Source organism: Novosphingobium sp. SG919 (assembly GCF_012932495.1).
Classification (GTDB): domain Bacteria; phylum Pseudomonadota; class Alphaproteobacteria; order Sphingomonadales; family Sphingomonadaceae; genus Novosphingobium; species Novosphingobium rhizosphaerae.
In genome coordinates, this window is the sequence record NZ_JABCNG010000001.1 from 855,221 (window position 1) to 880,786 (window position 25,566).

The 25,566-nt window shown below is 64.7% G+C and carries 21 protein-coding genes; 11 read left to right on the plus strand and 10 right to left on the minus strand.

All coding sequences use genetic code 11. The features are described from left to right. The first annotated feature begins 78 nt into the window (after positions 1-78). Positions 79-1,689 (plus strand): NAD(P)/FAD-dependent oxidoreductase, encoded by a 1,611-nt coding sequence (locus FHT19_RS03785; RefSeq protein ID WP_169474000.1) that lies wholly within the window; start codon positions 79-81, stop codon positions 1,687-1,689. A gap of 103 nt (positions 1,690-1,792) precedes the next feature. Here the strand turns inward: FHT19_RS03785 and FHT19_RS03790 are convergent, their stop codons facing one another. After that, complete coding sequence (locus FHT19_RS03790) at positions 1,793-3,112, minus strand: amino acid permease (protein ID WP_169474001.1); 1,320 nt, start codon at positions 3,110-3,112, stop codon at positions 1,793-1,795. Between the two features lie 71 nt (positions 3,113-3,183). On the opposite strand from FHT19_RS03790, the gene FHT19_RS03795 reads away from it, so the two are divergent. Together FHT19_RS03795 and FHT19_RS03800 are read left to right on the plus strand one after the other, a co-directional pair. After that, positions 3,184-4,785 carry a sulfotransferase gene (locus FHT19_RS03795; RefSeq protein ID WP_169474002.1) on the plus strand — a complete coding sequence of 534 codons (1,602 nt, stop codon included), beginning with the start codon at positions 3,184-3,186 and terminating at the stop codon, positions 4,783-4,785. 130 nt (positions 4,786-4,915) lie between these two features. Beyond that, entirely contained in the window at positions 4,916-7,465 is a 2,550-nt protein-coding gene (locus FHT19_RS03800; protein WP_168554439.1) for a TonB-dependent receptor, read from the plus strand. Between the two features lie 136 nt (positions 7,466-7,601). Here the strand turns inward: FHT19_RS03800 and FHT19_RS03805 are convergent, their stop codons facing one another. Both FHT19_RS03805 and pobA read right to left on the minus strand, forming a co-directional pair. Then, a complete protein-coding gene (locus FHT19_RS03805) occupies positions 7,602-8,273 on the minus strand; it encodes a response regulator transcription factor (protein ID WP_168554440.1) in 672 nt (223 codons plus the stop codon). Between the two features lie 174 nt (positions 8,274-8,447). Then, positions 8,448-9,617, minus strand: a complete 1,170-nt coding sequence (gene pobA, locus FHT19_RS03810) for a 4-hydroxybenzoate 3-monooxygenase (protein WP_169474003.1) — start codon at positions 9,615-9,617, stop codon at positions 8,448-8,450. 122 nt (positions 9,618-9,739) lie between these two features. Here pobA and FHT19_RS03815 point away from each other — a divergent pair, with 122 nt between their 5' ends. From FHT19_RS03815 to FHT19_RS03840, 6 genes are all read left to right on the plus strand, one after another. Continuing rightward, a complete protein-coding gene (locus FHT19_RS03815; protein WP_169474004.1) occupies positions 9,740-10,588 on the plus strand; it encodes a helix-turn-helix domain-containing protein in 849 nt (282 codons plus the stop codon). 72 nt (positions 10,589-10,660) lie between these two features. Continuing rightward, positions 10,661-11,794: a cobalamin-independent methionine synthase II family protein gene (locus FHT19_RS03820; protein ID WP_169474005.1), complete on the plus strand. Its 1,134-nt coding sequence runs from the start codon at positions 10,661-10,663 to the stop codon at positions 11,792-11,794. Next, positions 11,791-12,189 (plus strand): nuclear transport factor 2 family protein, encoded by a 399-nt coding sequence (locus FHT19_RS03825; protein ID WP_248290259.1) that lies wholly within the window; start codon positions 11,791-11,793, stop codon positions 12,187-12,189. The genes FHT19_RS03820 and FHT19_RS03825 overlap by 4 nt, the downstream gene beginning before the upstream one ends. 89 nt (positions 12,190-12,278) lie before the next feature. Next, positions 12,279-13,040 (plus strand): IclR family transcriptional regulator, encoded by a 762-nt coding sequence (locus FHT19_RS03830; protein WP_169474006.1) that lies wholly within the window; start codon positions 12,279-12,281, stop codon positions 13,038-13,040. 325 nt (positions 13,041-13,365) lie between these two features. Continuing rightward, entirely contained in the window at positions 13,366-14,301 is a 936-nt protein-coding gene (locus FHT19_RS03835; protein WP_211184783.1) for an SIR2 family protein, read from the plus strand. Continuing rightward, entirely contained in the window at positions 14,298-16,040 is a 1,743-nt protein-coding gene (locus tag FHT19_RS03840; protein WP_169474008.1) for an ATP-binding protein, read from the plus strand. Before FHT19_RS03835 ends, FHT19_RS03840 begins: the two co-directional genes overlap by 4 nt. A 195-nt stretch (positions 16,041-16,235) precedes the next feature. Here the strand turns inward: FHT19_RS03840 and FHT19_RS03845 are convergent, their stop codons facing one another. Both FHT19_RS03845 and FHT19_RS03850 read right to left on the minus strand, forming a co-directional pair. Next, positions 16,236-17,084, minus strand: a complete 849-nt coding sequence (locus tag FHT19_RS03845; protein ID WP_169474009.1) for a transporter — start codon at positions 17,082-17,084, stop codon at positions 16,236-16,238. Positions 17,085-17,157: 73 nt separating this feature from the next. Beyond that, the gene (locus tag FHT19_RS03850; protein WP_169474010.1) at positions 17,158-18,714 is read right to left on the minus strand and encodes an amidase; all 1,557 of its coding nucleotides are present in this window, start codon (positions 18,712-18,714) and stop codon (positions 17,158-17,160) included. A gap of 125 nt (positions 18,715-18,839) precedes the next feature. Here FHT19_RS03850 and FHT19_RS03855 point away from each other — a divergent pair, with 125 nt between their 5' ends. Beyond that, positions 18,840-19,115, plus strand: coding sequence for a UvrB/UvrC motif-containing protein (locus FHT19_RS03855; RefSeq protein WP_169474011.1), 276 nt, complete (start codon positions 18,840-18,842; stop codon positions 19,113-19,115). A gap of 16 nt (positions 19,116-19,131) precedes the next feature. Here FHT19_RS03855 and FHT19_RS03860 read toward each other — a convergent pair whose 3' ends face one another. Both FHT19_RS03860 and FHT19_RS03865 read right to left on the minus strand, forming a co-directional pair. Next, a complete protein-coding gene (locus FHT19_RS03860; protein WP_169474012.1) occupies positions 19,132-19,977 on the minus strand; it encodes a beta-etherase in 846 nt (281 codons plus the stop codon). 151 nt (positions 19,978-20,128) lie between these two features. Continuing rightward, positions 20,129-21,517, minus strand: coding sequence for an aminomethyltransferase family protein (locus FHT19_RS03865; protein ID WP_168554450.1), 1,389 nt, complete (start codon positions 21,515-21,517; stop codon positions 20,129-20,131). A gap of 161 nt (positions 21,518-21,678) precedes the next feature. Between FHT19_RS03865 and FHT19_RS03870 the strand changes: the two genes are divergently transcribed. Then, a complete protein-coding gene (locus FHT19_RS03870) occupies positions 21,679-22,692 on the plus strand; it encodes a nucleoside hydrolase (RefSeq protein WP_169474013.1) in 1,014 nt (337 codons plus the stop codon). A 65-nt stretch (positions 22,693-22,757) separates the two neighbouring features. Here FHT19_RS03870 and FHT19_RS03875 read toward each other — a convergent pair whose 3' ends face one another. The 3 genes from FHT19_RS03875 to FHT19_RS03885 all read right to left on the minus strand — a co-directional run bounded on the left by FHT19_RS03875 (position 22,758) and on the right by FHT19_RS03885 (position 25,504). Continuing rightward, complete coding sequence (locus tag FHT19_RS03875; protein WP_168554452.1) at positions 22,758-23,012, minus strand: ATP synthase F1 subunit epsilon; 255 nt, start codon at positions 23,010-23,012, stop codon at positions 22,758-22,760. 132 nt (positions 23,013-23,144) lie between these two features. Continuing rightward, positions 23,145-24,596: a F0F1 ATP synthase subunit beta gene (gene atpD / locus FHT19_RS03880; protein WP_168554453.1), complete on the minus strand. Its 1,452-nt coding sequence runs from the start codon at positions 24,594-24,596 to the stop codon at positions 23,145-23,147. A gap of 29 nt (positions 24,597-24,625) precedes the next feature. Then, positions 24,626-25,504, minus strand: a complete 879-nt coding sequence (locus FHT19_RS03885; RefSeq protein WP_168554454.1) for a F0F1 ATP synthase subunit gamma — start codon at positions 25,502-25,504, stop codon at positions 24,626-24,628. Between the last annotated feature and the right edge of the window lie 62 nt (positions 25,505-25,566).

Genomic DNA, 25,566 nt, shown 5'->3' on the forward strand with positions numbered 1-25,566 from the left:
AGCGGGACCCCGGATCAAGTCCGGGGTGACGAAGCAGAGACGCATTCCCTTTTACGATCCCACGAAGGAAACCACACGATGAGCAACCGCTACGACGCGCTGATTATCGGCGGCGGCCACAACGGCCTGGTCTGCGCGTTCTATCTGGCCAAGGCCGGCATGAAAGTGCGCGTGCTGGAACGGCGCGACATCGTGGGCGGCGCCTGCGTGACCGAGGAATTCCACCCCGGCTTCCGCAATTCCACCGCCAGCTACACCGTCAGCCTGCTGCGGCCCAAAGTGATCGCCGACATGAAGCTGGCTGATCATGGCTATCGTGTGCTCGAACGCCAGATCAGCAACTTCTTCCCCTTTTCTGACACCTATTTGAAACTCGGCGGCGGGGCGGAACGCACCCAAGCCGAATTCGCGCGCTTCTCGCAAAAGGATGCTGACGCTTATCCGCGCTATGACGCCGCGCTGGAAAAGGTGGCGCAAGTGCTGCGCGATCTGGCCCTGCAATGCCCGCCCAACATCGGCGGCGGGCTCCATGCCCTGGCCGCGGCGGCCAAGCAGGGCTGGCCGCTCGCCAAGATGGACCTGGCGGCGCAGCGCGACCTGCTCAATATCTTCACCCGCTCCGCGCGCGAGTTCCTCGACGCCTGGTTCGAAGACGATCACGTCAAGTCCGCCTTCGGCTTCGACGCGGTGGTGGGCAACTTTGCCGGCGTCTCTACGCCCGGTTCGGCCTATGTCCTGCTGCACCATGTCTTCGGCGAAGTGAACGGCAAGCTCGGCGCCTGGGGCCACGCGGTGGGCGGCATGGGCGCGATCACCCAGGCCATGGCCAAGGCCTGCGAACTGGCCGGCGTTGAGATCAGCCTGGACAGCCCAGTGGCCAAGGTTCTGGTCAACAACGGCAAGGCGGCTGGCGTCAAACTGGCGGGCGGCGAGGAACTCTATGCGCCCATCATTGCAGCCAATGTCGGCCCCGCGCTGCTCTATCGGCAACTGGTGGACCGCAGCGACCTGGCGCCCGATTTCGCCCAAGCCATCGATGGCTACAAGACCGGCTCGGGCACGTTCCGCATGAACGTGGCGCTGTCGGAACTGCCCGATTTCACCGTGCTGCCGGGCAAGGCCCAGGCCGAACACCACACCGCCGGCATCATCATCGCGCCGGGCATGGACTATATGGACCAGGCCTATGACGACGCGCGCGTCCACGGCTGGTCGAAAAAGCCCATCGTCGAAATCAAGATCCCCAGCACCGTGGACAAGACCCTGGCCCCCGAAGGCGCCCACGTGGCCAGCCTGTTCTGCCAGCAGTTCAGCCCGGAACTGCCCGACGGCCGCAGCTGGGACGACGTGCGCGAGGAAGTGGCCGACCACGTGATCGACACGATCACCGAGCATGCGCCCAACTTCAAGGATGCGGTGATCGCGCGCCAGATCCATTCGCCGCTCGATCTGGAGCGCAAGTTCGGCCTGATCGGCGGCGATATCTTCCACGGTCGCATGAGCCTCGAACAACTCTGGGCCGCGCGCCCGGTGCTCGGCCACGGCGACTATCGCGCGCCGATCAAGGGCCTCTACATGTGCGGTTCGGGCACCCACCCCGGCGGCGGCGTGACCGGCGCCCCCGGCCACAACGCGGCGGCCGAAATCATCCGCGACCGCTCGCTCCTGTGGAAAATGCTGCACCGCTAGAAGCGCAGCATAAAAGTGGGGAACTAAGCCCCCTCCTCTTGAGAGGAGGGGGTTGGGGGTGGTGGAAACCCCGCGCAACACTATGAAAAAGCTGGACCCCGGATCAAGTCCGGGGTGACGAAGTGGTTGCGTTGCGGTGCTTTCCCCACCGCACCGCCAGATAGACAGGCAGCCCCAGCGCCACCAGCACCAGCCCATAGGCAATCGCTTCCAGCCCCAGGCCCCACAGCGCCCAGGCGTTGAACGCGCCCGCCATCATGGCCACCACCACCACCGCCCATTCATCACGCAGCAGGCGCATTGCCGCTGCCATTGTCGCCACATAGGTCAGCATGCCGGCGGCCAGGCTGATCGAGGCGATGAAGGTGAACAGGTTGCCCATGTCGCGCCCGAAATTGAGCAGCGTGATCACGGTGAGCAGCCCCGAGGACACGAGGTGCGCGTTGATCGGCGTGCCGGCGCGGGTTTCCTTGCCGAACCATGCGGGAAACAGCCCGTCGCGCGCCATGGCCCAGGGCACTTCGCCTTGCACCAGGATAAAGCCGTTGAGCGTGCCGAACGCGCTGATCGCGGCAAACACCGCGACGATCCCCGAAACGTCCCCACCCAGCCGCGATCCCAGGAACTGTGCCACCGGGGAAGGGGAGGCGCCCGCCGCTGCTTCTGGCATATAGGCCCGAAAGGCCAGCGCGATGCCCAGGTAGATCGCGCCGGCCAGGGCCACGCCCCACAACGTGGCGCGCGGCACCACGCGCGCGGCGTTTTCCACTTTGTCCGAAGGCACGGTGGCCGATTCCAGCCCGAGGAAGCCCCAGAACGTCAGGCCGGCCGCGGTCGCCACCAGGCTGGGCGACAGCGGCAGGGCGGGCTGCACCACGCGCGGCGCACCCGATAGCCACAGCCACAGTGCCAGCCCGATCAGCAGCGCCAGCGGCAGCAACTTGAGCACGGTGGTGATCACCTGCACATCGCCCGCGCTGCGCACGCCGCGAATGTTGATTGCCGTCAGCAGCCACACCGCGCCCACAGCAAGGGCCGCCGGCGCGCCGGGCGTTTTGCCCAGCGGTGGATAGAGCAGGCTGAGATTGGAAACCACCGCCACCGCCACCGCGCCATTGCCTGACCACAGCATCGTCCAATAGGCCCAGGCCGCGGCAAATCCCGCGCCCGGCCCGAACCCTTGCATGACATAGGCAAACGGGCCGCCCGGCGCCGGCATGCGCGCGGCCAGCCGGGCAAACACGAAAGCCATGCACAACGAGCCGGCGATGGTCACGCCCCAGCCGACTAACTGGTTGATGCCCAGCGGCGCCAGCGTGGCCGGCAGCAGGTAGATGCCCGATCCGATCAGGTTGCCCACCACCAGGGCGAGCGTCATCCAGAAACCCAGGCCCCGTCTTTTGGCATCACTCACGCGGCGCATCCCCTGGTTCACCTGGCATCGCACAAGACTAACGCTTGATCGCGCGGCGTCACCATGTTTGTTGTGGCGCGATGACCACCGTGACCCTGCCCTTGCGCCCCGCCTACGATCCCCGCCTCGTCGCTGCCGCCGCCGCGATGAACGCCAACGATCTGCCGCGCGCCGAACCCTTGCTGCGCGCGCTGCTCAAGGACGATCCCTTCGATGCCCGCGCGATCCGCCTGTTTGCCGAACTGGCCGGGCGCATCGGCCGCTATGGTGACGCGGAAAACCTGCTACGCCGCGCGATCGAGCTGGACCCGGCCTTCACCCCCGCGCGCGCCAACCTGGCCTTGGTGCTCTATCGCACCAACCGCGCGGCAGAGGCGCTGGAACAGTTGCAGCAAGTCACCCTGGAAGACCCCGAAAACCTCGGCCACGCCAATCTGGCCGCCGCCGCCAATGGCCGCATCGGATCTTTCGATGCAGCGCTCGCGCTCTATGAAAAGGTGCTGGCCCAGGCGCCCGACCAGCCGCGTGTGTGGATGAGCTATGGCCACATGCTCAAGACCGTGGGCCGCCAGGCCGACGGCATTGCCGCCTATCGCCGCGCCATCGCGCTGATGCCGGGGCTGGGCGAGGCGTGGTGGAGCCTCGCCAACCTCAAGACCGTGCGCTTTGCCGATGAAGATATCGCCGCGATGGAGCAGGCGCTGGCCGATCCCGCGCTTGGCGCCGAAGACCGCTGGCATCTCGATTTCGCGCTGGGCAAGGCGTTCGAGGATCGCAAGCAGGCCCAGGCCGCGTTCGATCACTATGCCGCCGGCAATGCCCTGCGCCGCCGCCGCATTCCCTACAAGGCCGATGAAACCACCGCCACCGTCGATGCGATCATCGCCACGGCCACGCCGGCGCTGTTTGCTGCACGCGCCGGCGCGGGGTGCGCGGCGCCCGATCCGATCTTCATCCTCGGCATGCCGCGCGCCGGTTCCACCCTGGTCGAACAGATCTTGGCCAGCCACAGCCAGGTGGAAGGCACCAGCGAACTGCCCGACATCGCCCAACTGGCCCGCAAGGTGCCCGATTATCCCGTCGGGCTGGCGGGCCTGTCGCCCGAAGAGTTGCGCAGCATGGGTGAAAGCTATCTGCACACCACGCGCATCCAGCGCCACACCGCACGCCCGCTGTTCATCGACAAGATGCCCAACAACTGGGTGCATGTGCCGCTGATCCGCCTGATCCTGCCCAACGCGCGGATCATCGATGCGCGGCGCCATCCGCTGGGCTGCTGCTTTTCCAACTTCAAGCAGCATTTCGCGCGGGGGCAGGGCTTTACCTACGATCTGGCGGACATGGGGCGCTATTATGCCGATTATGTCCGGCTCATGGCCCATGTCGATGCGGTGCAACCGGGCGCGGTCCATCGCGTGATCTATGAACGCATGGTCGATGATACCGAAAACGAAGTGCGGGCGCTGCTCGATGCCTGCGGCCTGCCGTTCGAGGCGGCGTGCCTGGCGTTCTACCAGACCGAGCGCGCCGTGCGCACCGCCAGTTCCGAACAAGTGCGCCAACCGATTTTCCGCGAAGGCACGCAAGGCTGGAAAGCCTTCGAACCCTGGCTCGATCCGCTCAAGGCGGCGCTCGGCCCGGTGCTCGATACCTATCCCGATGCGCCGCAAGGTTTTGTCTGACAGCGGCAATGCGTTGCAAAACTGCCACGCTCATCTGTGATCGATTGGTGAAGATTGTAACCGCTTGACGCAATATCGCACGGCGGCGCACACCCTTGCGCACAAGAATTGCAACAGGGTGGGTTCAAGCATGCGTATTGCCACGGCGGGTCTCTCGCGGTTTCTCCTGATGACGAGCACCGCGCTCCTGGCGCCGGCCAGCATCGCGATGGCGCAGGATGCTGCGCCCCAAGCCGAACCGCAGGCGGCCGATGGCGGCAACGTGATCATCGTCACCGCGCAAAAGCGTTCGGAAAACCTCCAGAACGTGCCGATCTCGATCCAGGCCCTGGGCACGCAAAAGCTCGACCAGCTTAACGTGTCGAACTTCAACGGCTATACGCAGCAATTGCCCACGGTCGTGGCGCAAAGCTCGGGCACGCCGGGCACCAACATCATATACATGCGCGGTGTCGCTTCGGGCGGCGATGGCAACCACTCGGGCTCGCTGCCCTCGGTGGGCGTCTATCTCGACGAACAGCCGGTCACCACGATCGGCGGCAACCTTGACGTGCATGTCTATGATATTGCCCGCATCGAAAGCCTGGCTGGGCCGCAGGGCACGCTCTATGGCGCCTCGTCCGAAGCCGGCACGATCCGCATCATCACCAACAAGCCCGATACCTCGGGCTACTACGGCCGCATGGATGTGGAAGTGAACAAGGTGCACAAGGGCGGCACCGGCGGCAAGGTGGAAGGGATGGTCAACATCCCGCTGTCGCAAAAGGCCGCGCTGCGCATTGTTGGCTTCTATGAAAAGGATGCCGGTTATATCGACAATGTCGCGGGCACGCGCAGTTTCGAGCCCAAGCCCGGTGGCATCACCATCAACAACAGCAAGTACGTCAAGAAGAACTACAACGACACCGAGATCGCCGGCGGCCGCGCCCTGCTCAAGGTGGACCTTGACGACAACTGGACCGTCACGCCCGGCGTGATGTACCAGGATACGCGCAGCCACGGGTCCTACGGCTATGACACCAGCCTGGGCGATCTTCAGGTGCAGCATTTCCTGCCCGAATATCGCCGCGACATCTTTGCCCAGGCTTCGCTCACCATCGAAGGCAAGATCGGTAGCTGGGATCTCACTTATGCCGGCGCCTATCTCGATCGCAAGACGTTCTCGTCGAGCGATTATACCGACTATGCCGAAGCCTATGACTCGCTCTATTCGGGCGTTGGCGGCCTCGCCGGCTATTTCTATTACAAGGACAATGCCGGCAACCAGGTCACCCCGATCCAGCAGGTGATCGGGCAGGATCACTTCAAGAAGATGAGCCACGAACTGCGCATCGCTTCGCCCACCAGCGAGCCGCTGCGTTTCGTCGGTGGCCTGTTCTACCAGCGCCAGTCCAACCTGATCCACCAGGATTACCAGGTCGCGGGCCTGGCCGATCTGCTGTCGGTCAACGGCAAGCCCGGCACGCTGTGGCTGACCCAGCAGCACCGCGTGGACAAGGACTATGCCGCGTTCGGGGAACTGAGCTACGACATCCTGCCCAATCTCACCGCCACGGCCGGCGGCCGCTATTTCAAGTATGACAATTCGCTGATCGGTTTCTTCGGTTTCGGTCGCAACCCGGCCTATTATCAGGGCGCTGACGGCAATCCGCCGCCCAATGCGGCCGGTTCCTCGCGCACCGGGGTCGCCGGTTGCTACACCACCGATGGGCTCACCTTGCGCAATGCGCAGCTGGCGGGCGAAACCAACATCACCCTGCTGCCGGCGGCCGTGGGTGGTAGCCCGTGCACCAACCTCGGCGATTACGTAAACGGGGGCGTGGTGCCCAAGCGCGCCAAGGGCGATGGCGGCACCTATCGCTTCAACCTGACGTGGAAGCCCGATCGTGACGTGACCGCCTATGCCACCGTCTCGCGCGGGTTCCGCCCCGGCGGCATCAACCGCCGTGCGGATGTGGCGGCCTACAAGCCGGATTATCTCACCAATTTCGAACTGGGCCTCAAGACCACGCTGTTCGATGGCCTGCTGCGCTTCAACATGGCAGTCTACCAGCAGAACTGGAAGAACTTCCAGTTCTCGTACCTGGGCGCCAACAGCTTCACCGAAATCCACAATGGCCCCGATGCGCGCATTCGCGGCGTGGAATTCGATGCCAATGTGGTCAAGGGTGGGTTCTCGTTCAATTTCGGCGGCGCCTATACCGACGCGGTGATGCGCAAGAACCTCTGCGCGGTGGACGATCTGACCTACAAGTGCACCGGCGATGGCAATTTCGTCGCCGCCAAGGCCGGCACCCGCCTGCCGATCACGCCCAAGTGGAAGCTGGCGAGCACGCTGCGCTACAGCGTGCCCGTGGGCGCGGCCAAGGTCTATGGCCAGGCCAACGCCACTTATCAAAGCTCGGCCGCGTCCGACTTGCGCACCGCAGCCGTGCAGACTGGGACAGGCAACATCATCAATCCAGCCGAACTGCTCGGCCGCATCGAAGCCTTTACCCAGGTCAACTTTGCCATCGGCAGCGAGTGGGACAAGTATTCGCTCGAACTGTTCGCCACCAACGCCTTTGACGAACGCGGCCAGCTCTCGCGCTACGTCGCCTGCGGCAGCTGCTACAACCGCGTCTATATCGTTCCCAACCAGCCCCGCACGATCGGCATCCGCGCCGGCGCCAAGTTCTGAACCGCTGACAAAAAACCCCCTCCTCTTCAGAGGAGGGGGTTTGGGGGTGGTGGAAGCCACGCGCGGCGCTCGAACTTAAGCTGGACCCCGGATCAAGTCCGGGGCGACGAAGCTGATTTGAACAAATCTTTGGTTATCAAGGCTTGTCCAGCACATACCCCAGCGCGCGCACCGTGCGCAGCGGATAACCGGCCCCGGCGTCGCGCAGCGCGCGGCGCAGGCGGCTGACCCAGGCGTCAACGGTGCGCTCGTCGATCGGCTGGCCCTGTTTGCCCAGTGCCGCGATCAGTTGCTGGCGGGAAAAGACCTGGCCCGGCTGCTCCATCAGGTAGCGCAGCAGGCGCAGTTCGTTGGGCATCAGCGCGATGGCCTTGTCCTTCCACCGCGCCTGAAGCGCCGTCAGGTCCAGGCTCAATTCGCCCAGCCGCAGCGTGCGGGCCACGGTTTCGCGTTCGGGCAATTGCACCGAAAGCACGCGATCGAGCACGGTGCCACGGTCGATCGGCCCGACGATGTAATCATCCGCCCCGGCGCGCATGGCGCGGCGCTTGGCCTCGGGATCGTCTTCTTCCAGCACCATGGTGACATGGGCCGCTTCGGTCTGCATGTCGCAGCGCAGGCGCCGGCACAGCTCCAGGCCCGAAAGTTCGGGCAGCAGCCAATCGACGAAGGCCCAAGGCCGCCCGTCGAGCAGGGGCAGGGGGCCCGCGCCACGCCAGGGGTGAAACACCACTTTCAGGTCGCCATGGGCAAACGGGTCGTGGCCGCCTTCCAGCGGGTTGGTCAGCAGAATGTCGATCTGGCGCATGGGCCTGCCTGTTGGGGGAAACAACAGGCGCCTTGTGTCTGCGCTTTATGACGGCCTTGTGACGACACTTGGCGAATTGTCACATTGCGGGGAAAATTCGCTTCTCGTCTGGCAAGGGGGTGGGGGAGAGAGGCCCGCCCACCCCCTTGCCAAGCTAGTCAAAGGGCCAAGGGGTCAAACCGGAAGCCCCACATAGTTTTCGGCAATGCTGGTCTGCGCGGCACGGCTGGTGGCGATGTAATCCAGTTCGGCCACCTGCATCGCCCGCTCGAACGGGCCATCGTCGGGGAAGCGGTGCATCAGCTTGGTCAGGGTCCAGCTGAAGCGTTCCGATTTCCACACCCGCGCCAGCGCCTTGGCGGCATAGCTGGCAATCGCGTCGGCATCGTTCGCCTTGAAAAAGCCGGTCAGCGCCTGCGCGGCATAATGCACGTCGCTGGCTGCCAGGTTCAGCCCCTTGGCTCCGGTTGGGGGCACGATATGGGCCGCATCGCCGCACAGCAGCAGGCTGCCGTGGCGCATCGGCTCGAACACGTAGGACCGCAGCGGTGCGATCGACTTTTCGATCGACGGCCCACGCGTGATGTTCGCGGCTGCATCGGGGCCCAGGCGGATGGCCAGTTCGTCCCAGATGCGCTCGTCGCTCCAGTCCTCGATCTTTTCGGTCAGCGGCACGTCCACGTAATAGCGGCTGCGGGTGTGGCTGCGCATCGAGGCGAGGGCAAAGCCGCGCTCGTGGTTGGCATAGATCAGCTCGTGGTTGCACGGCGGCACGTCGGCCAGGATGCCCAGCCAGCCGAACGGATAGACGCGCTCGTATTCGCGCGCCACGCTGGCGGGAATGGCCTTGCGCGATGGGCCGTGAAAGCCGTCGCAGCCCACGATGAAGCGCGCGTCCAGCCGCTCTGCGCGGCCTTCGTGGGTAAACGTCAGGTAGGGCGCATCGCTTTCGATGTCGTGCAGCGCCACGTCGCTGGCGCCATAAAGCACCGGCAACCCGCGTTCGGGCGCGGCATCCATCAGGTCGCGCGTCACTTCGGTCTGGCCATAGACAGTCACGGTCTGGCCGGTGAGGCCGGCCACGTCGATGCGGATCAGGCGCTCGCCATCGGCCAGGTTGAACCCTTCTTCCACCAGGCCTTCAGCCTTGAGGCGGGCATCCAGGCCCAGCCGCTCCATCAGGTTGACGGTGATCGATTCCAGCACGCCGGCGCGGATGCGGCCCAGCACATAGTCACCGGTCTGGCGTTCCACCACCACGCACTCGATCCCTTCGGCGCGCAGCAGGTGGCCCAGCAGCAGGCCGGCGGGGCCAGCGCCCACGATGGCAACTTGGGTTTTCATCGCTTTTCTCTCCCGCGGGCGGCCCGTCCGTCATGGCCGCCGCTCACGCCCTTTCTTGACATTGGCCGGCCCGTGCGGGAAGGCATCAGCCTGACATAAGATGGCACTTTCAGGACAAGTCGATGGCGCAAGGCAGCATCCCCAGCTATGCCCTCTATGGCGAGGAACAGGCCGGAATTGCCAGCGGATTTGCCCATATCGAGACGATCGCAGCGCGTTCCTCCTTGCACGATTGGGAAATCCGGCCGCACCGCCACGCCGATTTCGTGCAATTGCTGCTGGTGCACACCGGACAAGTGCGCATCACCTTCGACGGTGCAGAACAGGCGCTTGACGGGCCCGTGGCGGTGATCGCCCCGGCCGGCGTGGTCCACGGCTTTCGCTTTGCCGCCGATGTGGTGGGCCATGTCGTCACCTTGGGTGCCGATTTCCTGGCCCGCGCCCCGGCGGCGGCCGATCCGCTGCATCGCGCGCTCACCCAGGGGCAGGCCGCCCCGCTGGCGGCCGAGCCGGCCCGCCGCGCCGCCTGGCTCGCGGCCGAAATGCTGGCGCTCCAGGCCGATCGCACCACGGCCGATCCGCTATTGCTGGCGCTTGCCGAAACCCTGGCCCGCTGCGTCGCCCAGGCCTTGCCCGCCGCCGGCCCGGCGCCCGACACGCGGCTCGATCGCTTCCGCCAGTTGGTCGAAGTCCATTTCCGCAGCCACCGCGATCTGGCGTTCTACGCCTCGGCCCTGGGCACTACCCCGCGCACGCTTTCGCGCCTCACCGCCGCGCGCCTCGGCTGCTCGCCCATGGACGTCGTCCACCGCCGCCTGGCGCGCGAGGCGCATCGCCTGCTGCGCTACACCAACGCCACCGCCGCCCAGGTATCCGCCGAACTCGGCTTCGAAGACCCTTCGTACTTCTCCCGCTTCTACTTGCGCCTCACCGGCCGCCGCCCGGCACAAGATCGCGCTGGGGCGGCGTAATGGCGCTTGCACGCGGCCGCCCAGCCGCTATGAAATCTTCACAAGTGTGAAATTGCGCAAGGGAGAGGCCCTGTGGCCCATATCAAGACCAGCCATGTCGGCAGCCTGCCGCGGGGCGAGGAACTCACGCCGCTGTTGCTCGCGCGTGATGCGGGCAAGCCTTATGACGCGGACGAATTCGATGCCAAGGTGGGGGCGGCCGTCAAGGCCGCCGTGCAGGCGCAAGTGGACGCGGGCGTGTCCATCGTCAGTGATGGCGAGCTGGGCAAGGTGGGCTATTCCACCTACATGATCGAGCGCCTGTCCGGCTTTGGCGGGCATATCGATCGCAAGCCGGCGGCAGACCTGGCCGAAGTGCCGAACCTCGCCAAGAAGCTTTCGGCGATCATGGGCAGCCAGGAGTTCGTGCGCGCCTCGTGCATCGGGCCGGTCAAGCTGGTTACGCTCGAGCCGCTGCATGACGACATCCGCCGCTTCCGCGCCGCGCTCGACGCGCATGGTGCGCCCGAAACGCAGGCGTTCATGAACGCCGCCTCGCCGGGGCTGATCACCGCGTTCCAGGTCAACCGCCACTATCCCAGCCATGAAGCCTATCTGGCGGACCTCGCCGATGCCATGCGCGAGGAATACGAGACGATCGTGAACGCCGGGTTCTTCCTGCAACTCGATTGCCCCGATCTCGCGATGTCGCGCCACACCGGTTACCAGGACCTGAGCGAGGCGGAATTCCTGAAAGTGGCGGCCGCCAACGTAGAGGCGCTCAACGCCGCCACGGCCAACATTCCGCCCGAAAAGATGCGCATGCACGTGTGCTGGGGCAATTACGAAGGCCCGCACGATCACGACATTCCGCTCGAACGCGTGATCGACATCGTCATCGGTGCGCGGCCTTCCACGGTGCTGTTCGAGGCGGCCAATCCCCGGCACGAGCATGAATGGAAAGTCTGGGCCGATGCCAAGCTGCCCGATACCAAGATCCTCGCGCCCGGCCTGATCGACACCTGCTCCAACTATATCGAGCATCCCGAACTGATCGCGCAGCGGGTGGAACGCTTTGCCGGCATCGTGGGCGCAGACCGCGTGGTGGCCAGCACCGATTGCGGGTTCGGCACCTTTGCCGGCTATGGCAAGATCGATCCCATCGTCACCTGGCGCAAGCTCAAAGCCCTGCGCGAAGGCGCCGACATCGCCGGAGCGCGCCTGTGATTAACGAAGACGAACGCCGCGCGATCGAGGCGGACTGCGCGCGCCTGATCGCGCTCTATGCCAACTTGAACGACGAAGCGCGCTGGGAAGACGTCGCCGCCCTCTATGCCGCCGATGGCCTGATGACCCGTCCCACCGCGCCCGATGCGCCGATCGTGGGCCGCGCCGCGATCCTCGCCGCGTTCCAGTCGCGCCCGCCGCGCACCACGCGCCATGTGTGCAGCAACGTGGTGATCGACGTGGAAAGCGCTGACACCGCCCGTGGCACCAGCGCAATGCTGCTGTTCAACGGCGGCCCGGCGCCGCTGGTCGGCTCGTTCCACGATCGCTTCGTGCGCACGGCGCAAGGCTGGCGCTTTGCCGAACGGCGCGGCACTCTCCTCTTCCAAACCTGACCAGACAAATAGCCCCCTCCTCTTCAGAGGAGGGGGTTGGGGGTGGTGGAACGCTAACACCGCCGCCCCGCAAAAAGGACAAGACACCCATGGCCTCCGCCCCCTCTGCTCCCGCTTCGGCCAAGACCGGCCCGGTCAAGTCGGCGCTGCGCACGCTCGACGTGATCGAATTCGTCGTGGCCCATGCCGGCGGCGTGGTGGCGCAGGACGTGGCGCAGGCGCTGGGCATTCCGGTGTCGAGCCTGTCCTACCTGCTCGCCACCCTGGTGGAGCGGCAATACCTGGCGCGGGACGGGCGCCGCTATCTGCCCGGGCCGGGGCTGGAGCGCCTGCGCGTGGCCCCGGCGGCCTTGCCCCTGGCCGACCGCGTGGCGCCGCTGGTCCGCGCGCTCAAGGCCGAACTTAACGAAACCGCCAGCTTCATGGTCCGCGTGGGGTGGGACGTGGAAGCCGTGGTGACCGAAGCCAGCGACCAGACCCTGCGCTATGCCATCGAACCCGGCGCCCGCCGCCCGCTGCACTGCCTCGCCGCCGGCAAAGTGATCCTCGCCTATCTCTCGGACGCAGACCTGCACCGCTACTTCGCGGAAAGCACGCGCCTCGCCATGACCGAACACACCCGTGTGCGCGACGAAGACCTGCGCGCCGACCTCACCCGCATCCGCGCCGAAGGCATCGCCACCGCCTGCCACGAAGCCACCCTGGGCATCTGCGGCACCGCCGTGCCGGTGCGCGTGGGCGGCCAGATGGTCGGCGTGCTGAGCGTGGCCGTGCCGGAAGTGCGCTTTGATGCGGCGCTGGCGGCGCGGGTGCGTAGTGCGCTTAAGCGGGCGGCGGGGGCGGTGGGGTGAGAGTGGGGGTGTGGCTGATCGCCGCTAAAGTTGCCGTTCCCGCCTCCCGTCGTGAGCGCAGAAAGCGGACCTCGTTCATTCGGCATTCCCGAGTTAAACCGTCCGGCAAAACCGTTGCTGTCCAAGCCAGTGCATTGAAATATTTTTACATCTCACTTGCCTACCTCCAGCGGCACAATGTATTCCATCTCCGGGGATGGAGGTGCGACTACAGTGGGGCCCCGTGGAACTAAGTGAACTAAAGAAACAGCTTCAAGGGCACCTTGGCGATGGCCTCGTTCTCGTAGTCGGTTCCGGACTGTCATGTGCAGAAGGCGTTCCTGGCATGGGCGCGCTTGGGCGCCATCTTGTAACCCACATACCGGCCAGCCTGTCCCCAGAAGACACGAAGCTTTGGGAGGACATCCATCCTCTCATTGAAACCGATGGTCTGGAAGCCGCGCTGCTGAAACATGCGCCCACAGCATCCCTCGAGGCTGCCATCGTGCAGAGCACCGGCGACTTCATCGCTGCCTCCGAGGCGAGCATCATCGCGGAGGTCTTCAATAACACTAGAACGCTTCGGCTCACTAAGCTCATCCCGCATCTGCTGAAGCCAAGCACCGGCATTCCAATCGTCACGACGAACTATGATCGTCTTGCCGAGCTTGCCTGCGAGGAAGCCGGGCTGGGCGTTGACACGATGTTTTGCGGCCATTTCGCTGCTCGGCTCGATCCCGAAGACAGCTATTGGAGCTTCTGCCGCCAAGTGAAGTTGGTGGGCAGGAACGTTCGATATAAATTCGCCCCAAAGGCAATTGTCTTCAAGCCGCACGGCAGTCTCGACTGGTATCATCGCGAGGGCAATCCTGTACGTTACGCTGGAACACTGCCCTTGCCGCGGCTGATCATTACGCCAGGGTTGAACAAGTTCCGTAGTGGCTATGAGAGCCCGTTCGACAAGCATCGTGAAAAAGGGAACGATGCCATCGACAAAGCCCGCCGCTTCCTCATTATAGGCTATGGCTTCAACGACGATCACTTGGAAACCCATCTCACGCCACGCATCAAATCGGGAGTGAAGACAGTGATCCTGACATATGCGCTTTCCTTCAAGGCGCGAAAAATAGCTATCGAAAACAAGAACGTAATTGCAGCGGAATTCTATGAACAGGGTGGATCCGTCGGTGCCCGCTTCATCATCGATGGAACGGAAATATTCTACCCAGGTATCGACTACTGGGACCTTGATGGATTCGTAAAGGGAGTTCTATCGGCATGACTAGCTCGGCGCTTGATTTCATGGAAAACGATCAGATCGGGCGCGTGGCCGGTGTCGATACCAGTCGCGTGGCAATAGACGTCACCAATTCCGATATGCTGACGCGCGTCGGTATTGGTCAACTGATCGCCATCAAAGGTGCTACACAGTCAGAATTCCTGATCGGAATGACCGACCGGGTCACCCGCTCGCTGCGGGAAGAACTCCCTGATCCCGAAGGTGGCGAATTCGGCGCACTAACAGTCTCCCCTACTGATCACATGCAGGCCTTCGTGATTGGTACCTATCGAACTGTCGATGGTGATAGGACCGATACCTTCAAGCGCGGTGCAGATAGTTTCCCGCAGATCGATCGGGATTGTTTCGTCATCGAAGGCGGCAATCTTCAGCGGTTCATGGGAATTCTGGGCGCAGGTTTCTCCGCTAATGAGCGTTTGAAGCTCGGTACTTTTGTCGCCGATCGGAGTGCTGAAGCGATCGCAAGTGGTGATCGCTTCTTCCAGCGCCACGCTGCAATTCTCGGCAGTACCGGTTCTGGTAAAAGCTGGGCGGTCGCTCTCATCTTGGAGCGGGCCGCCAAGCTGAAGTTCCCCAATATCGTCGTTTTCGACATGCACGGGGAATATGAACCACTTGCGGACAAGGGTAAAGGCGGCTTCGCACAACGCTTCCGGATAGCGGGCCCCGGCGACCTCGCAGATCCTAAAGATGACGTGCTGTTTCTGCCATATTGGCTCCTGAACCGCGACGAAATGCTGTCAATGATTCTTGATCGTAGCGACCAGAACGCTCCAAATCAGGCGTCCCGTTTCACGCTTCACGTGCGCGACCTAAAGGGCGCAACTCTGGATGCGTCGGCGAAAGCCAAGGTCAAAGAAACCTTTACCGTTGATTCGCCTATCCCCTATGCCATTAAGGATCTGGTGTCGCGCCTGAAAACCGACAATACCACCAAGGGTGTCGGTAAAACAGGACCCGTAAAAGGAGAATGGGAAGACAAGCTGACCCGATTCATCTCGCGTCTGGAAGCTAAGCTCGATGATCGCCGGTATGGGTTTATGTTCTCTCCGCCTGCTGAGGCACTCGATTATGGGTGGCTTGCGAAACAGATCGTAAAACTGCTCCGGGCAGACTCCGGCAATGGTATCAAGATCATCGACTTCTCGGAGGTTCCGGCCGACGTCCTCCCAGTCGTCACCGGTACGCTTGCCCGCCTGCTCTACGACATTCAATTCTGGATGAAAGCGGAGGCGCGCACACCTATCACACTGCTGTGCGACGAGGCGCATCTGTATCTTCCGGTGAAGGACGATGCTGACGCCGTGCAACGGCAGGCGCTGTGGTCGTTTGAGCGCATTGCCAAGGAAGGCCGAAAATACGGTTTCTCCTTGCTTGTGGTGAGCCAACGCCCTTCCGACGTAAGCCGAACAATCCTGTCCCAATGCAACAACTTCCTTGCTCTCAGGCTAACGAATGATAGCGATCAGAACGTCATCAAGCGGCTTATGCCGGACTCTCTCGTCGGTTTGACGGCAATGCTCCCGTTACTCGATACAGGTGAAGCGCTTTTGCTCGGCGACGCGGTCCTGCTTCCCACGCGGATCAAGCTCGATCAGCCCCAAGTAAAGCCAGACAGTGCCACGCGAGACTTCTGGAAAGAATGGGGAACACTGCAACCTGACGAGACGCTGCTTGAAGCAGCGGTCGAGTGTTTACGCAGTCAAGCGCGGTCGAGCTGATACGCCCCGAATATGACTGCCTACAACTTCCCAAGGGCGCCCGCTGGGAACGGAATCGTCATTGCCTGAGGAATACCGGGTGATACAGTTCGAGGAGAACGCGTGAACGAACGTCAACCAAGACCGGTTGGCAGGGTAAAGGAGACTAAGCGGACCGTCCGCCATTCCCGACGTCGCATAGCCAATGCACAACCCCTAAAACTTCCGCGTAACCCCAAACGCCAGTTCCACATCCGGCGTATCCCTGTTCAACCCAGCCGTCGCCTGCACATCAAGTTGCAGCATCTTCGCCGGCTGCACATCGAACGAGAGCGCCGCCCGGCTCATCGTTGCATGGCCCGACGGGTCCTGGTCGCGCAGGAATTGCAGTTCCGGGGTCAGGCGGGTGGCTTTCGACAAGTGCACCTGCACGCCCATCGCGGCGCCATAGGCGAGGTGGCGGCCTTGGCCGCTTTCGTTCACGGCGGCGTCCACTTCGGGGGAGAGTTCCAGCGAGACGGTGTCGTCGATCTTGTAGCTGGTCGGCACGATCAGCCCGGCGCCCCAGTCGCCGGCGCCCACTTCGCTATGGCCGGTCGGCAAGGTGACGAAGGGCAGCACGGCCACGGCGAGGCCGGTCTTGCCTTCGGCGGGATGGCGCAGGTTCTGCTTCACGCCCAGGGTCACGTCGCCCACGCCCTGCGCGGTGTCGATCTGGCCCGATGGCACGTCGCGGGTGCGCACGTGGCCATAGGCGGTCCAGCCGAGCCGCACTTCGGTTGTGGCCGTCACGCCATAGCGCAGCAGAATGTCACCACTCTCGATCGTGTCGGTGCGCTGGTCGGCCTGCTTGTCGAGCGTCCAGTCGCCCAGCCCGATTTCAACCTGAATGCGGCCGGGATCGACAGTGCAGGCCGGGGTGTCGAGGCCCGGCCGGTCGCTGCACAAGTCGCGCAGGGCAGGGTGGTGGGTGCTGTCCTGGGCCACTTCGTCGGGCGTGCCGGTGTCCTGTGCCGCCGCCGGCGTGGCAGCCAGCGCCAGCGCCCCGATGATCATTGCTCTCATGGCTTTGCCCCCTTGGTGATACGGGGGGCAACGTGCGCCCATCCGGCCGGTTCCCCCGGCGCGGACATGCGACTCAGCGTGGCGCCAGCACCGGCGCGCGCCGTGCGTGGGCCGCTTGTTCAAAGGCATAGCCATAGGCGAGCACGCGCGCATCGTCCCACGCCGTGCCGATGATCGAAAGGCCCACGGGCAGGCCGGAAACCTCGCCCATCGGCACGGTGAGGTGGGGATAGCCGGCCACCGCCGGCAGGCCGCCCGCGCCGCCGCCCACGAAATTGTCTTTCAGCACCGGGTCGATCAGCCAGGCCGGGCCGAGCGTGGGGGCGACCAGCGCGGTCACCTTGTTGTCGGCCAGCATGCGGTCGATCCCCTCGGGCCCGGCCATGCGCCGCGCCTCGGCGGCGGCGTTCACATAAGCCGGATCGGCCAGGCCCTTGGTCTTGTCCGCATCCTCGAAGAAGTCCTGCCCGAACAGCGCCATTTCCTGCGCGGCATGGGCTTGGTTGAACGCGATCAGGTCTGCCAGCGTGCGGCTGGGCACTTTGGCCGGATCGGTGGAAGCGAGATAGGTGGCGAGGTCCGCCTTGAGTTCGGTAGACAGCACCAGTTGCTCGCGCTCGCCCACGCCTTTCGTGGGGGGCGGGGGCGCCTTGATCTCCACCAGCGTGGCGCCGGCCGCGCGCAAAGTGGCCAGGGCGCGTTCGAACACGGCATCGGTTTCGGGGTGGAACCCGGCGGCAAAGCGCATCACGCCGATGCGCGCGCCTTTCAGGGCATTGGGGGAAAGTGTGGCGGTGAAATCGTGGCCCAGCGCATCGGCGCGGGCCGTCGCCGGATCGGCCGGATCGCTGCCGGCCATGGCGCCCAGCAGCAGCGCGGCATCGCGCACGCTGCGCGCCATCGGGCCGGGCGTATCCTGGCTGTGGCTGATCGGCACGACATGGGTGCGCGAGACGAGGCCGACGGTGGGCTTGAACCCGACCAGGCCGTTGACCGCCGAAGGGCAGGTGATCGAGCCATCGGTTTCGGTGCCCACGGCCGCTGCGGCGAAACTGGCGGCGGCGGCCGCGCCCGAACCGGCGCTCGATCCGCAGGTGCTGCGGCGCGGATCATAGGGATTGCGCGCCTGGCCGCCCGTGGCGCTCCATCCGCTGATCGAATGGTTCGATCGGATATTGGCCCATTCGGAAAGGTTAGTCTTGCCCAGGATGATCGCGCCCGCCGCGCGCAGGTGCGCCACCAGCGGGGCATCGCGGCCGGTGACGTTGTTGGCCAGCGCCAGGCTGCCGGCGGTGGTCGCCACGGGATCGGCGCTTTCGATATTGTCCTTGATCAGGATCGGAATGCCATCGAGCGGCAGGTGCGTGGGCCTGGCCTTGCGCGCCGCGTCGGCCGCGCGGGCCTGCTCCAGCGCGCGCGGATTGAGCGCGATCACCGCGTGCAGCGTGGGGTCGATCCTGGCGATGCGCGCTTCATAGGCGGCCACCAGCTCTGCCGAGGTCACCCGCCCGGCATCAAGATCGGCGCGCAGTGCATCGATGGACTTTTCCGCCACGTCATACGCATGGGCCGGCGCGGCGCAGAGGGCCAGGGCCGGAAGAGCAAGGGCAAGCGGGCGCACGAATCGCATGAGGGTCCCCCGGTATGTCGCCCGCCAAGCTTGGCATGCGGGCCGGGGTTGGGCCAACCGGCATTTGGCGCATGCGCGCGCGAGACGGGATGGCACTATCCGCCCATCTCGCGCATTGTGCCATCATGGCCGACACGATCCAGACCCTGACCGCCCGCATGGAAGCCGCCGTTGCTGCGCTCGATTTCGAGGAAGCAGGGCGCCTGCGCGACAGGATCACGCTGATGCGGGGTGGGGCGAGTGCGGAACAGGCGGCAAAATCGGATACGGCGGGGCTGATCCGCCAGGTGCCCGGCGCCATGGGCCTGGGCACCAGCCAGCAAGCCATGACGCCGCCACCCGGCTGGCGCCCGCCCCCCAAGCCCGATCTGATGACCCGGGGGACGAAGCGCAAGCGGTGAGGGCGGTGGCCGCCGGTCAGGCCGGCTGCTTCATCCCCTGGGTGATCTTCTGCGTTTCGGCCTGGGTGGAAGCAGGGCCGGTGTTGCGCTTGTAGATGCCGCCAAGGCCCGCCGCGCGGTTGAATGCGGGCACGTCGCCCTCGCGCTCTTTCAGGCCGAACAGCGGGAACAGGCCGGGATGGCGGCCCAGACCGCCATAGAGATCGAGGCAGCGATCAAGCCAGCCGCGCAGCGGATCGTCTTCCACCAGCACCGGCGTCTTGCACACCGAGGACGTGAACAGGAAGCCGCCCAGGATGCGGTAATCGGCATAGTTGGGCGTGGCCCCGCCCAGCCACGCGTGCTGCGACAGCGTGGAGCGCAGCGGTTCGAGCGCGGCGGAAATGCCGGCCAAGCGATCTTCGCGGCCGGCCTGGATATCCTCCAGCTTGCGGCCCAGCATCTTTTCGCGCGAATGGGTGATGTATTCGTGGTCCTGCGGCAGCGACAGATCGCGATAGTCCGCGCAGAAGCAGCGCATCCACGGGCCGACTGCCGCCGCCCAGAACCAGTGGTCCAGCGCCTTGAGCGTGGCCGCCACGCTTTCATGCGGGATCAGCGCGGGGCGATCGGGGTAGGTGGCATCCAGGTATTCGACGATGCCCCAGCTATCGAGCACCCACTTGCCATCGTCGACGATGGCCGGCAACCGCTCGGTCTGCCCGCCGGTGCGCTCCAGGATGCCGGTAAAGCCGCCGGGCACCACATCAAGATCGAAACCCTTGTGCTTCAAGGCATATTTGGTCGCCCACACGAACGGACTGATCGTTGCGCCGGTGGAAATGGCCAAGTCGTAAAAGGTGATCTTGTTGTCTTTTGCCATGGCGGCATCCTCTCCTTTGTTGCCGCGATCATGCCATGAATTGTTAGCAAGGCAAACAAAATATCTGCGCAAACAGAAAGCGCCGGCCTTCGTCGGGAGAAGGCCGGCGCCGCGTCCGGGATGTGCTTCCCGGGCGCTTACCTGTGCGGGCTTACTTCTGCGTGCGCCACCCTTCGGCATAGCTGTCGCGCGCCACTTCCGAATAGGGCACGGGGCTGACCACGGCCTTGATTTCGGTCTGCACGTGGGGTTCCACGGTGGGCTTGGTGGTGCCGCCATTGGGTTCGCCCCACAGCAGGCTGACTTCGCCGCCGATCGTTTCGTGGCCCGGATCCAGCATCGCCAGGGTCAGGAACTTGCCCTCGTTGGCGGAATAGCCGATCCAGGTGGACAGGCCCACCTGCTTGCCGTCCTTGAGCACCTGGTCGAAGGGATGCATCGCATAGACCGCGCTGGGATATTCCATGAACTTGGCGCGATCGCCCTTGCTCAGCGCCGAAGACTGCACGCGCATGACGTCTTCGTTGTCGAGCGCCAGGGTCACCTTGGTGCGGTGGTTGCCGGCAGCCGCCATCTTTTCCAGCGCGGCGCGGCCGATGAAGTCATGGTCGAACTTGACGAACGGGCCATACCCCAGGTCCCACGGCGTGGTGTAATAGCCTTCCACGGTTTCGGGCACATAGCTGCCACCCACCGAGCACTTGGCTTCATAGGAATTGGCCGAAAGCCATTCGCGATAGGGCGCCAGCGCCTCGCCGGTGTAGATCGCCGGAAGCGGGGAGGGGATCCAACCCGATTCGAGCGTGTTGGACGAGTAGGCACGGCCACCCACCAGGGCGAGGCCGAATTCCTTGCCCGCTTCCACCAGCGCGGCATGGACCGCGCCATAGTCTTCCCACGGGCCGAACAGTTCGAAGCCCGGCTGGCCGGCCATGCCATGGCGCAGCGCACGCACGTCTTTGCCGCCGATGGTCATGCGGGTCATGTGGAAGAACTTGAGTTCGGGCGGCGTCTTGCCGGTGGCCTTCTCGATGATCTTCATCGCGTTGGGGCCCTGGATCTGGAAGCGATAGCTGTTGCGCTTGCCATCGTTGCGCATGGCCCAGCGCTCGTCGCGCTCGACGGTCACGTTCCAGTTGCCGGTGGCGGCGTGGTATTCCACCCATTCGATGGTGGGCGCGCGGCCAACCAGGTTGAATTCGTTCTCGTCCAGGTAGAACAGGATCACGTCACCGATGACATAGCCATCGGGCGTGACCGGCACGAACTGCTTGGCGCGATCGGGCTGGAAGTTCTTGAAGCTGTTGATGCCCAGGTATTCCAGCATCTTGAACGCATCGGGCCCGCGCACGGCCAGGTCCACCATGTGGTAGGACTGGTTATAGAGCACGGCGGTGTGGCCCCAGGCCCACTGCTCGGCCCGCCAGTTGGAATATTCCGCCGGCACGCCGGGATAGACATTGGGGCCGACCTGCTGGTTGCGCAGGAAATCGACGAGGTTGGCTTGTGCGCCGATCACATTGGCCAGGGTTTGCGTCATGACAGGTATCTCTCCCTTGAGCGTTGTCGGGGTGCTTCATGCCTCAAATTCACGCTGGTGAAAAGTTCACAAACATGAATTTGGCAAAAAAGTTCGTGCGGCTTACAATGTGGCATGCCTCAGCGGGTTGACAACGTGCGACAACATGCTGTGATCGGCGCATGACCTGCTCACGACGCGCTGCCCTGCTCGGCCTTTCCGCCGGTGCCCTTGCCCCCATGCTGGCGCGCGCGGCGCCGGTCCTGCCCGACGCGCCGCCGCGCATGCGGGTGATCGTGGACAACGACCTGGCGGGCGACCCCGATGGCCTGTTCCAGCTTGCCCATGCGCTGCGCAGCCCTTCGGCCGACGTGCGGCTGATCGTGGGGTCGCATCTCCATTCCCCCCAGGATGCCGAGCCCGACGACGGCCACCAGGCGGACAAGGCGGCAGCCAGGGCGCGGGAATTGCTGGCCCTGATGGGGCTGGCCGGGCGGGTGCCGGTGGTGCGCGGGGCCGAGGGCGCTCTGGGCCGCGCGGATCGGCGCAATTCGGCCGAGGCGGTGGCCGCGATCGTGGCCGAAGGCATGCGCAGCGATGTGCAGACGCCGCTGTTCTATACCGCCGGGGCCGGGCTGACCGATCTGGCCGCCGCGCTCCAGGCCGAACCACGCCTGGCGCAGCGGATGACCTTGGTGTGGATCGGCGGGGCCGAGCATGACGGCGTGGCACTGCCGCCACCGGGCGGCACGCCTGGCGAATACAATTTCACCATCGATCCGGCTGCGGCGCAGTTCGTCTTCGGGCAAAGCGCCATCCCGATTTGGCAAGTGCCGCGCAACGCCTATCGCCAGATGCTGGTGAGCCTGGCCGAACTGCGCGTGCTGGCGCAAAGCGGGCCGGTGGGCGCCTGGTTGGTGGCACAACTGGATCACATGCGTGGCCAGTTGACCCGGATCGGTCGAAACTTGGGCGAAGTCTATGCCTTGGGCGATAGCCCCCTGGTGACGCTCACCGCGTTGCAGGCCGCGTTCGAACCCGATCCCGCCTCGTCGCGCTATCACCTGGTGCCAACCCCGCGCCTGGGCGAGGACGGCGCATATCTGCCGCGCCCCGACGGGCGGCCGATGCGCGTCTATGACTGGATCGATACGCGGCTTACCTTTGTTGACATGTTTGCCAAGCTGGAGCACTGAAACGCAAAAAGGGCCAGCGCTGCGAGAGCGCCGGCCCTTTTTGGCCCATCCGTGGGATGAAAGCGTCAGCCTTCGACGTGTTCGGCCAGAACCGTGAGGCCCTTGGCCGACACTTCGGCAAAGCCACCCTGCACCTGGATTTCCTCGGGCTGGGCGCCTTGGGTGCGGTAAATCTTGATCGTGCCGTCCTTGACCGTGGACATGAACGGCGCGTGGCCTTCCAGCACACCGAATTCGCCTTCGGTGCCGGGAACGACAACCTGCCACACCGCTTCGGAGCGGACGAGGCGGGCCGGGGTGACGAGTTCAAAGTGGAGCATGGACCGTCTCTGCGCTCCCCTCCCGCTGGCGGGAGGGGCTGGGGGAGGGGCGGTTAGCCGGATGTTCGAAGAAGGGCGCCCCTACAGGCCCTCCGCCGACCCCTCCCGCAAGCGGGAGGGGAGCATTTGGCCTCAGGCTTCGGCAGCCAGCTTCTTGGCCTTTTCGACGGCTTCGTCGATGCCGCCGACCATGTAGAACGCCGCTTCGGGCAGGTGGTCGTATTCGCCGTCGACCACCGCCTTGAACGAGCGGACGGTGTCTTCGAGCTGCACGAACTTGCCCGGAATGCCGGTGAACACTTCGGCCACGTGGAACGGCTGGCTGAGGAAGCGCTGGATCTTGCGGGCGCGAGCCACTGTCAGCTTATCTTCTTCCGACAGTTCGTCCATGCCCAGGATGGCGATGATGTCCTGCAGCGACTTGTACTTCTGCAGGGTTTCCTGAACGCGGCGGGCGGTTTCGTAGTGCTCGGCACCCACGATGCGCGGTTCGAGAACGCGGCTGGTCGAGTCCAGCGGGTCCACCGCCGGATAGATGCCGAGTTCCGAGATCGCGCGGTTGAGCGTGGTGGTGGCGTCGAGGTGGGCGAACGAGGTGGCCGGCGCAGGGTCGGTCAAGTCGTCGGCCGGCACGTAGATCGCCTGGACCGAGGTGATCGAGCCCTTGTTGGTCGAGGTGATGCGTTCCTGCAGCGCGCCCATGTCGGTGGACAGGGTGGGCTGGTAACCCACGGCCGAAGGAATACGGCCGAGCAGCGCCGACACTTCCGAACCCGCCTGGGTGAAGCGGAAGATGTTGTCCACGAAGAACAGCACGTCCTGGCCTTCCTGGTCGCGGAAGTATTCGGCCATGGTCAGGCCCGAGAGCGCGACGCGCGCGCGGGCGCCCGGCGGTTCGTTCATCTGGCCATAGACGAGCGCAACCTTGGAGCCTTCCGAGGTGGCGTTGCCTTCGGCGTCCTTGGCGATGACGCCGGCGTCGAGGAATTCGTGGTAGAGGTCGTTGCCTTCGCGGGTGCGTTCACCCACGCCGGCAAAGACCGACACGCCGCCGTGGCCCTTGGCGATGTTGTTGATCAGTTCCTGGATGAGCACGGTCTTGCCCACGCCGGCGCCGCCGAACAGGCCGATCTTGCCGCCCTTGGCATAAGGCGCGAGCAGGTCGATCACCTTGATGCCGGTGACCAGGATGGCCGCTTCGGTCGACTGGTCGACGAATTCGGGAGCCTTGGCATGGATCGGGGCGAACTGGTCGGCGCCAACCGGGCCGCGTTCGTCGATGGGATCGCCCACCACGTTGAGGATGCGGCCCAGCGTCTTGGGGCCGACCGGAACCGAGATCTGCGCGCCGGTGCTGGTCACGGCCTGGCCACGGGTGAGGCCTTCGGTCGAGTCCATGGCGATGGTGCGCACGGTGCTTTCGCCCAGGTGCTGCGCCACTTCGAGCACCAGGCGGTTGCCGTTGTTGCTGGTTTCGAGCGCGGTGAGAATGGCCGGAAGTTCGCCGTCGAACTGGACGTCGACGACGGCGCCGATGACCTGGCTGATCTTGCCGGTCGAAGTGATGACAGGTGCGGTTGCCATTTGTGTCTTTCCTTGCCTGCTGGTCGTCGTCAGAGCGCTTCGGCGCCGGCGATGATTTCGACGAGTTCGGTGGTGATCGCGGCCTGGCGGCTGCGGTTGTATTGGATGGTCAGCTTCTTGATCAGTTCACCGGCGTTGCGCGTGGCGTTGTCCATCGCGGTCATCGAGGCGCCCTGTTCGCTGGCCATGTTTTCGAGCAGCGCACCGAACAGCTGGACGCGCAGGTAGCGCGGCAGCAGGTCAGCGAGGATCGCTTCCTCGTCGGGTTCGTAATCGACCACGGCGCCGCCATCGTTGGCCACGGCCACGGTGGGCGCCGGCACGGGGATGATCTGCTGCGTGGTGGGAATCTGGGCCAGCGCGCTGCGGAACCGCGAATAGAACAGATGCGCCACGTCGAACTGGCCGGCTTCGTACATGGCCAGCAGTTCGTTGGCGATCTTCTCCGCTTCGGCAAAGCCGGCTTCGCGCACGGTGGTGGTGTCGAACCCGCCGGCGATCGCGCTGGGGAAATCGCGCCGGATCGGGGCGCGGCCCTTGCGGCCGACGAGGTAGAACTTCACCGTCTTGCCTTCGGCGATCAATTCCTGCGCCTTGGCCTTGGCGGCCTTGACGATATTGGCATTGAACGCGCCGCACAGGCCGCGATCGGAATTGGCGACGACCAGGAGGTGAACCTGGTCCTTGCCGGTGCCGGCGAGCAGCTTGGGGCTGCCTTCGCCAACCTGCACCTTGGAGGCGAGGCTGGCCATGACAGCGGCCAGGCGGCCGGCATAGGGGCGCGCGGCCTCGGCAGCGGACTGCGCCTTGCGCAGCTTGGCCGCGGCGACCATCTGCTTGGCCTTGGTGATCTTCTGGGTCGATTTGACCGAGTTGATCCGCAGCTTGAGTTCCTTGAGCGAGGCCACTCGTCTTTTCTCCACTTCATCCCCCCCGGCACGCCCGCAAGGGGCCACCGGGGGGATGAGTC

Coding starts and splice junctions, on each gene's coding strand:
- FHT19_RS03835 (WP_211184783.1), top strand. CDS start 13,366: ATGGGCGCGCTTGGGCGCCATCTTGTAACCCACATACCGGCCAGCCTG.
- FHT19_RS03875 (WP_168554452.1), bottom strand. CDS start 23,012: ATGCTCCACTTTGAACTCGTCACCCCGGCCCGCCTCGTCCGCTCCGAA.
- FHT19_RS03805 (WP_168554440.1), bottom strand. CDS start 8,273: ATGCGCCAGATCGACATTCTGCTGACCAACCCGCTGGAAGGCGGCCAC.
- FHT19_RS03830 (WP_169474006.1), top strand. CDS start 12,279: ATGGCCTCCGCCCCCTCTGCTCCCGCTTCGGCCAAGACCGGCCCGGTC.
- FHT19_RS03855 (WP_169474011.1), top strand. CDS start 18,840: ATGGCCGACACGATCCAGACCCTGACCGCCCGCATGGAAGCCGCCGTT.
- FHT19_RS03870 (WP_169474013.1), top strand. CDS start 21,679: ATGACCTGCTCACGACGCGCTGCCCTGCTCGGCCTTTCCGCCGGTGCC.
- FHT19_RS03840 (WP_169474008.1), top strand. CDS start 14,298: ATGACTAGCTCGGCGCTTGATTTCATGGAAAACGATCAGATCGGGCGC.
- FHT19_RS03845 (WP_169474009.1), bottom strand. CDS start 17,084: ATGAGAGCAATGATCATCGGGGCGCTGGCGCTGGCTGCCACGCCGGCG.
- FHT19_RS03865 (WP_168554450.1), bottom strand. CDS start 21,517: ATGACGCAAACCCTGGCCAATGTGATCGGCGCACAAGCCAACCTCGTC.
- FHT19_RS03785 (WP_169474000.1), top strand. CDS start 79: ATGAGCAACCGCTACGACGCGCTGATTATCGGCGGCGGCCACAACGGC.
- FHT19_RS03800 (WP_168554439.1), top strand. CDS start 4,916: ATGCGTATTGCCACGGCGGGTCTCTCGCGGTTTCTCCTGATGACGAGC.
- FHT19_RS03860 (WP_169474012.1), bottom strand. CDS start 19,977: ATGGCAAAAGACAACAAGATCACCTTTTACGACTTGGCCATTTCCACC.
- FHT19_RS03795 (WP_169474002.1), top strand. CDS start 3,184: ATGACCACCGTGACCCTGCCCTTGCGCCCCGCCTACGATCCCCGCCTC.
- FHT19_RS03815 (WP_169474004.1), top strand. CDS start 9,740: ATGGCGCAAGGCAGCATCCCCAGCTATGCCCTCTATGGCGAGGAACAG.
- pobA (WP_169474003.1), bottom strand. CDS start 9,617: ATGAAAACCCAAGTTGCCATCGTGGGCGCTGGCCCCGCCGGCCTGCTG.
- FHT19_RS03790 (WP_169474001.1), bottom strand. CDS start 3,112: ATGCGCCGCGTGAGTGATGCCAAAAGACGGGGCCTGGGTTTCTGGATG.
- atpD (WP_168554453.1), bottom strand. CDS start 24,596: ATGGCAACCGCACCTGTCATCACTTCGACCGGCAAGATCAGCCAGGTC.
- FHT19_RS03850 (WP_169474010.1), bottom strand. CDS start 18,714: ATGCGATTCGTGCGCCCGCTTGCCCTTGCTCTTCCGGCCCTGGCCCTC.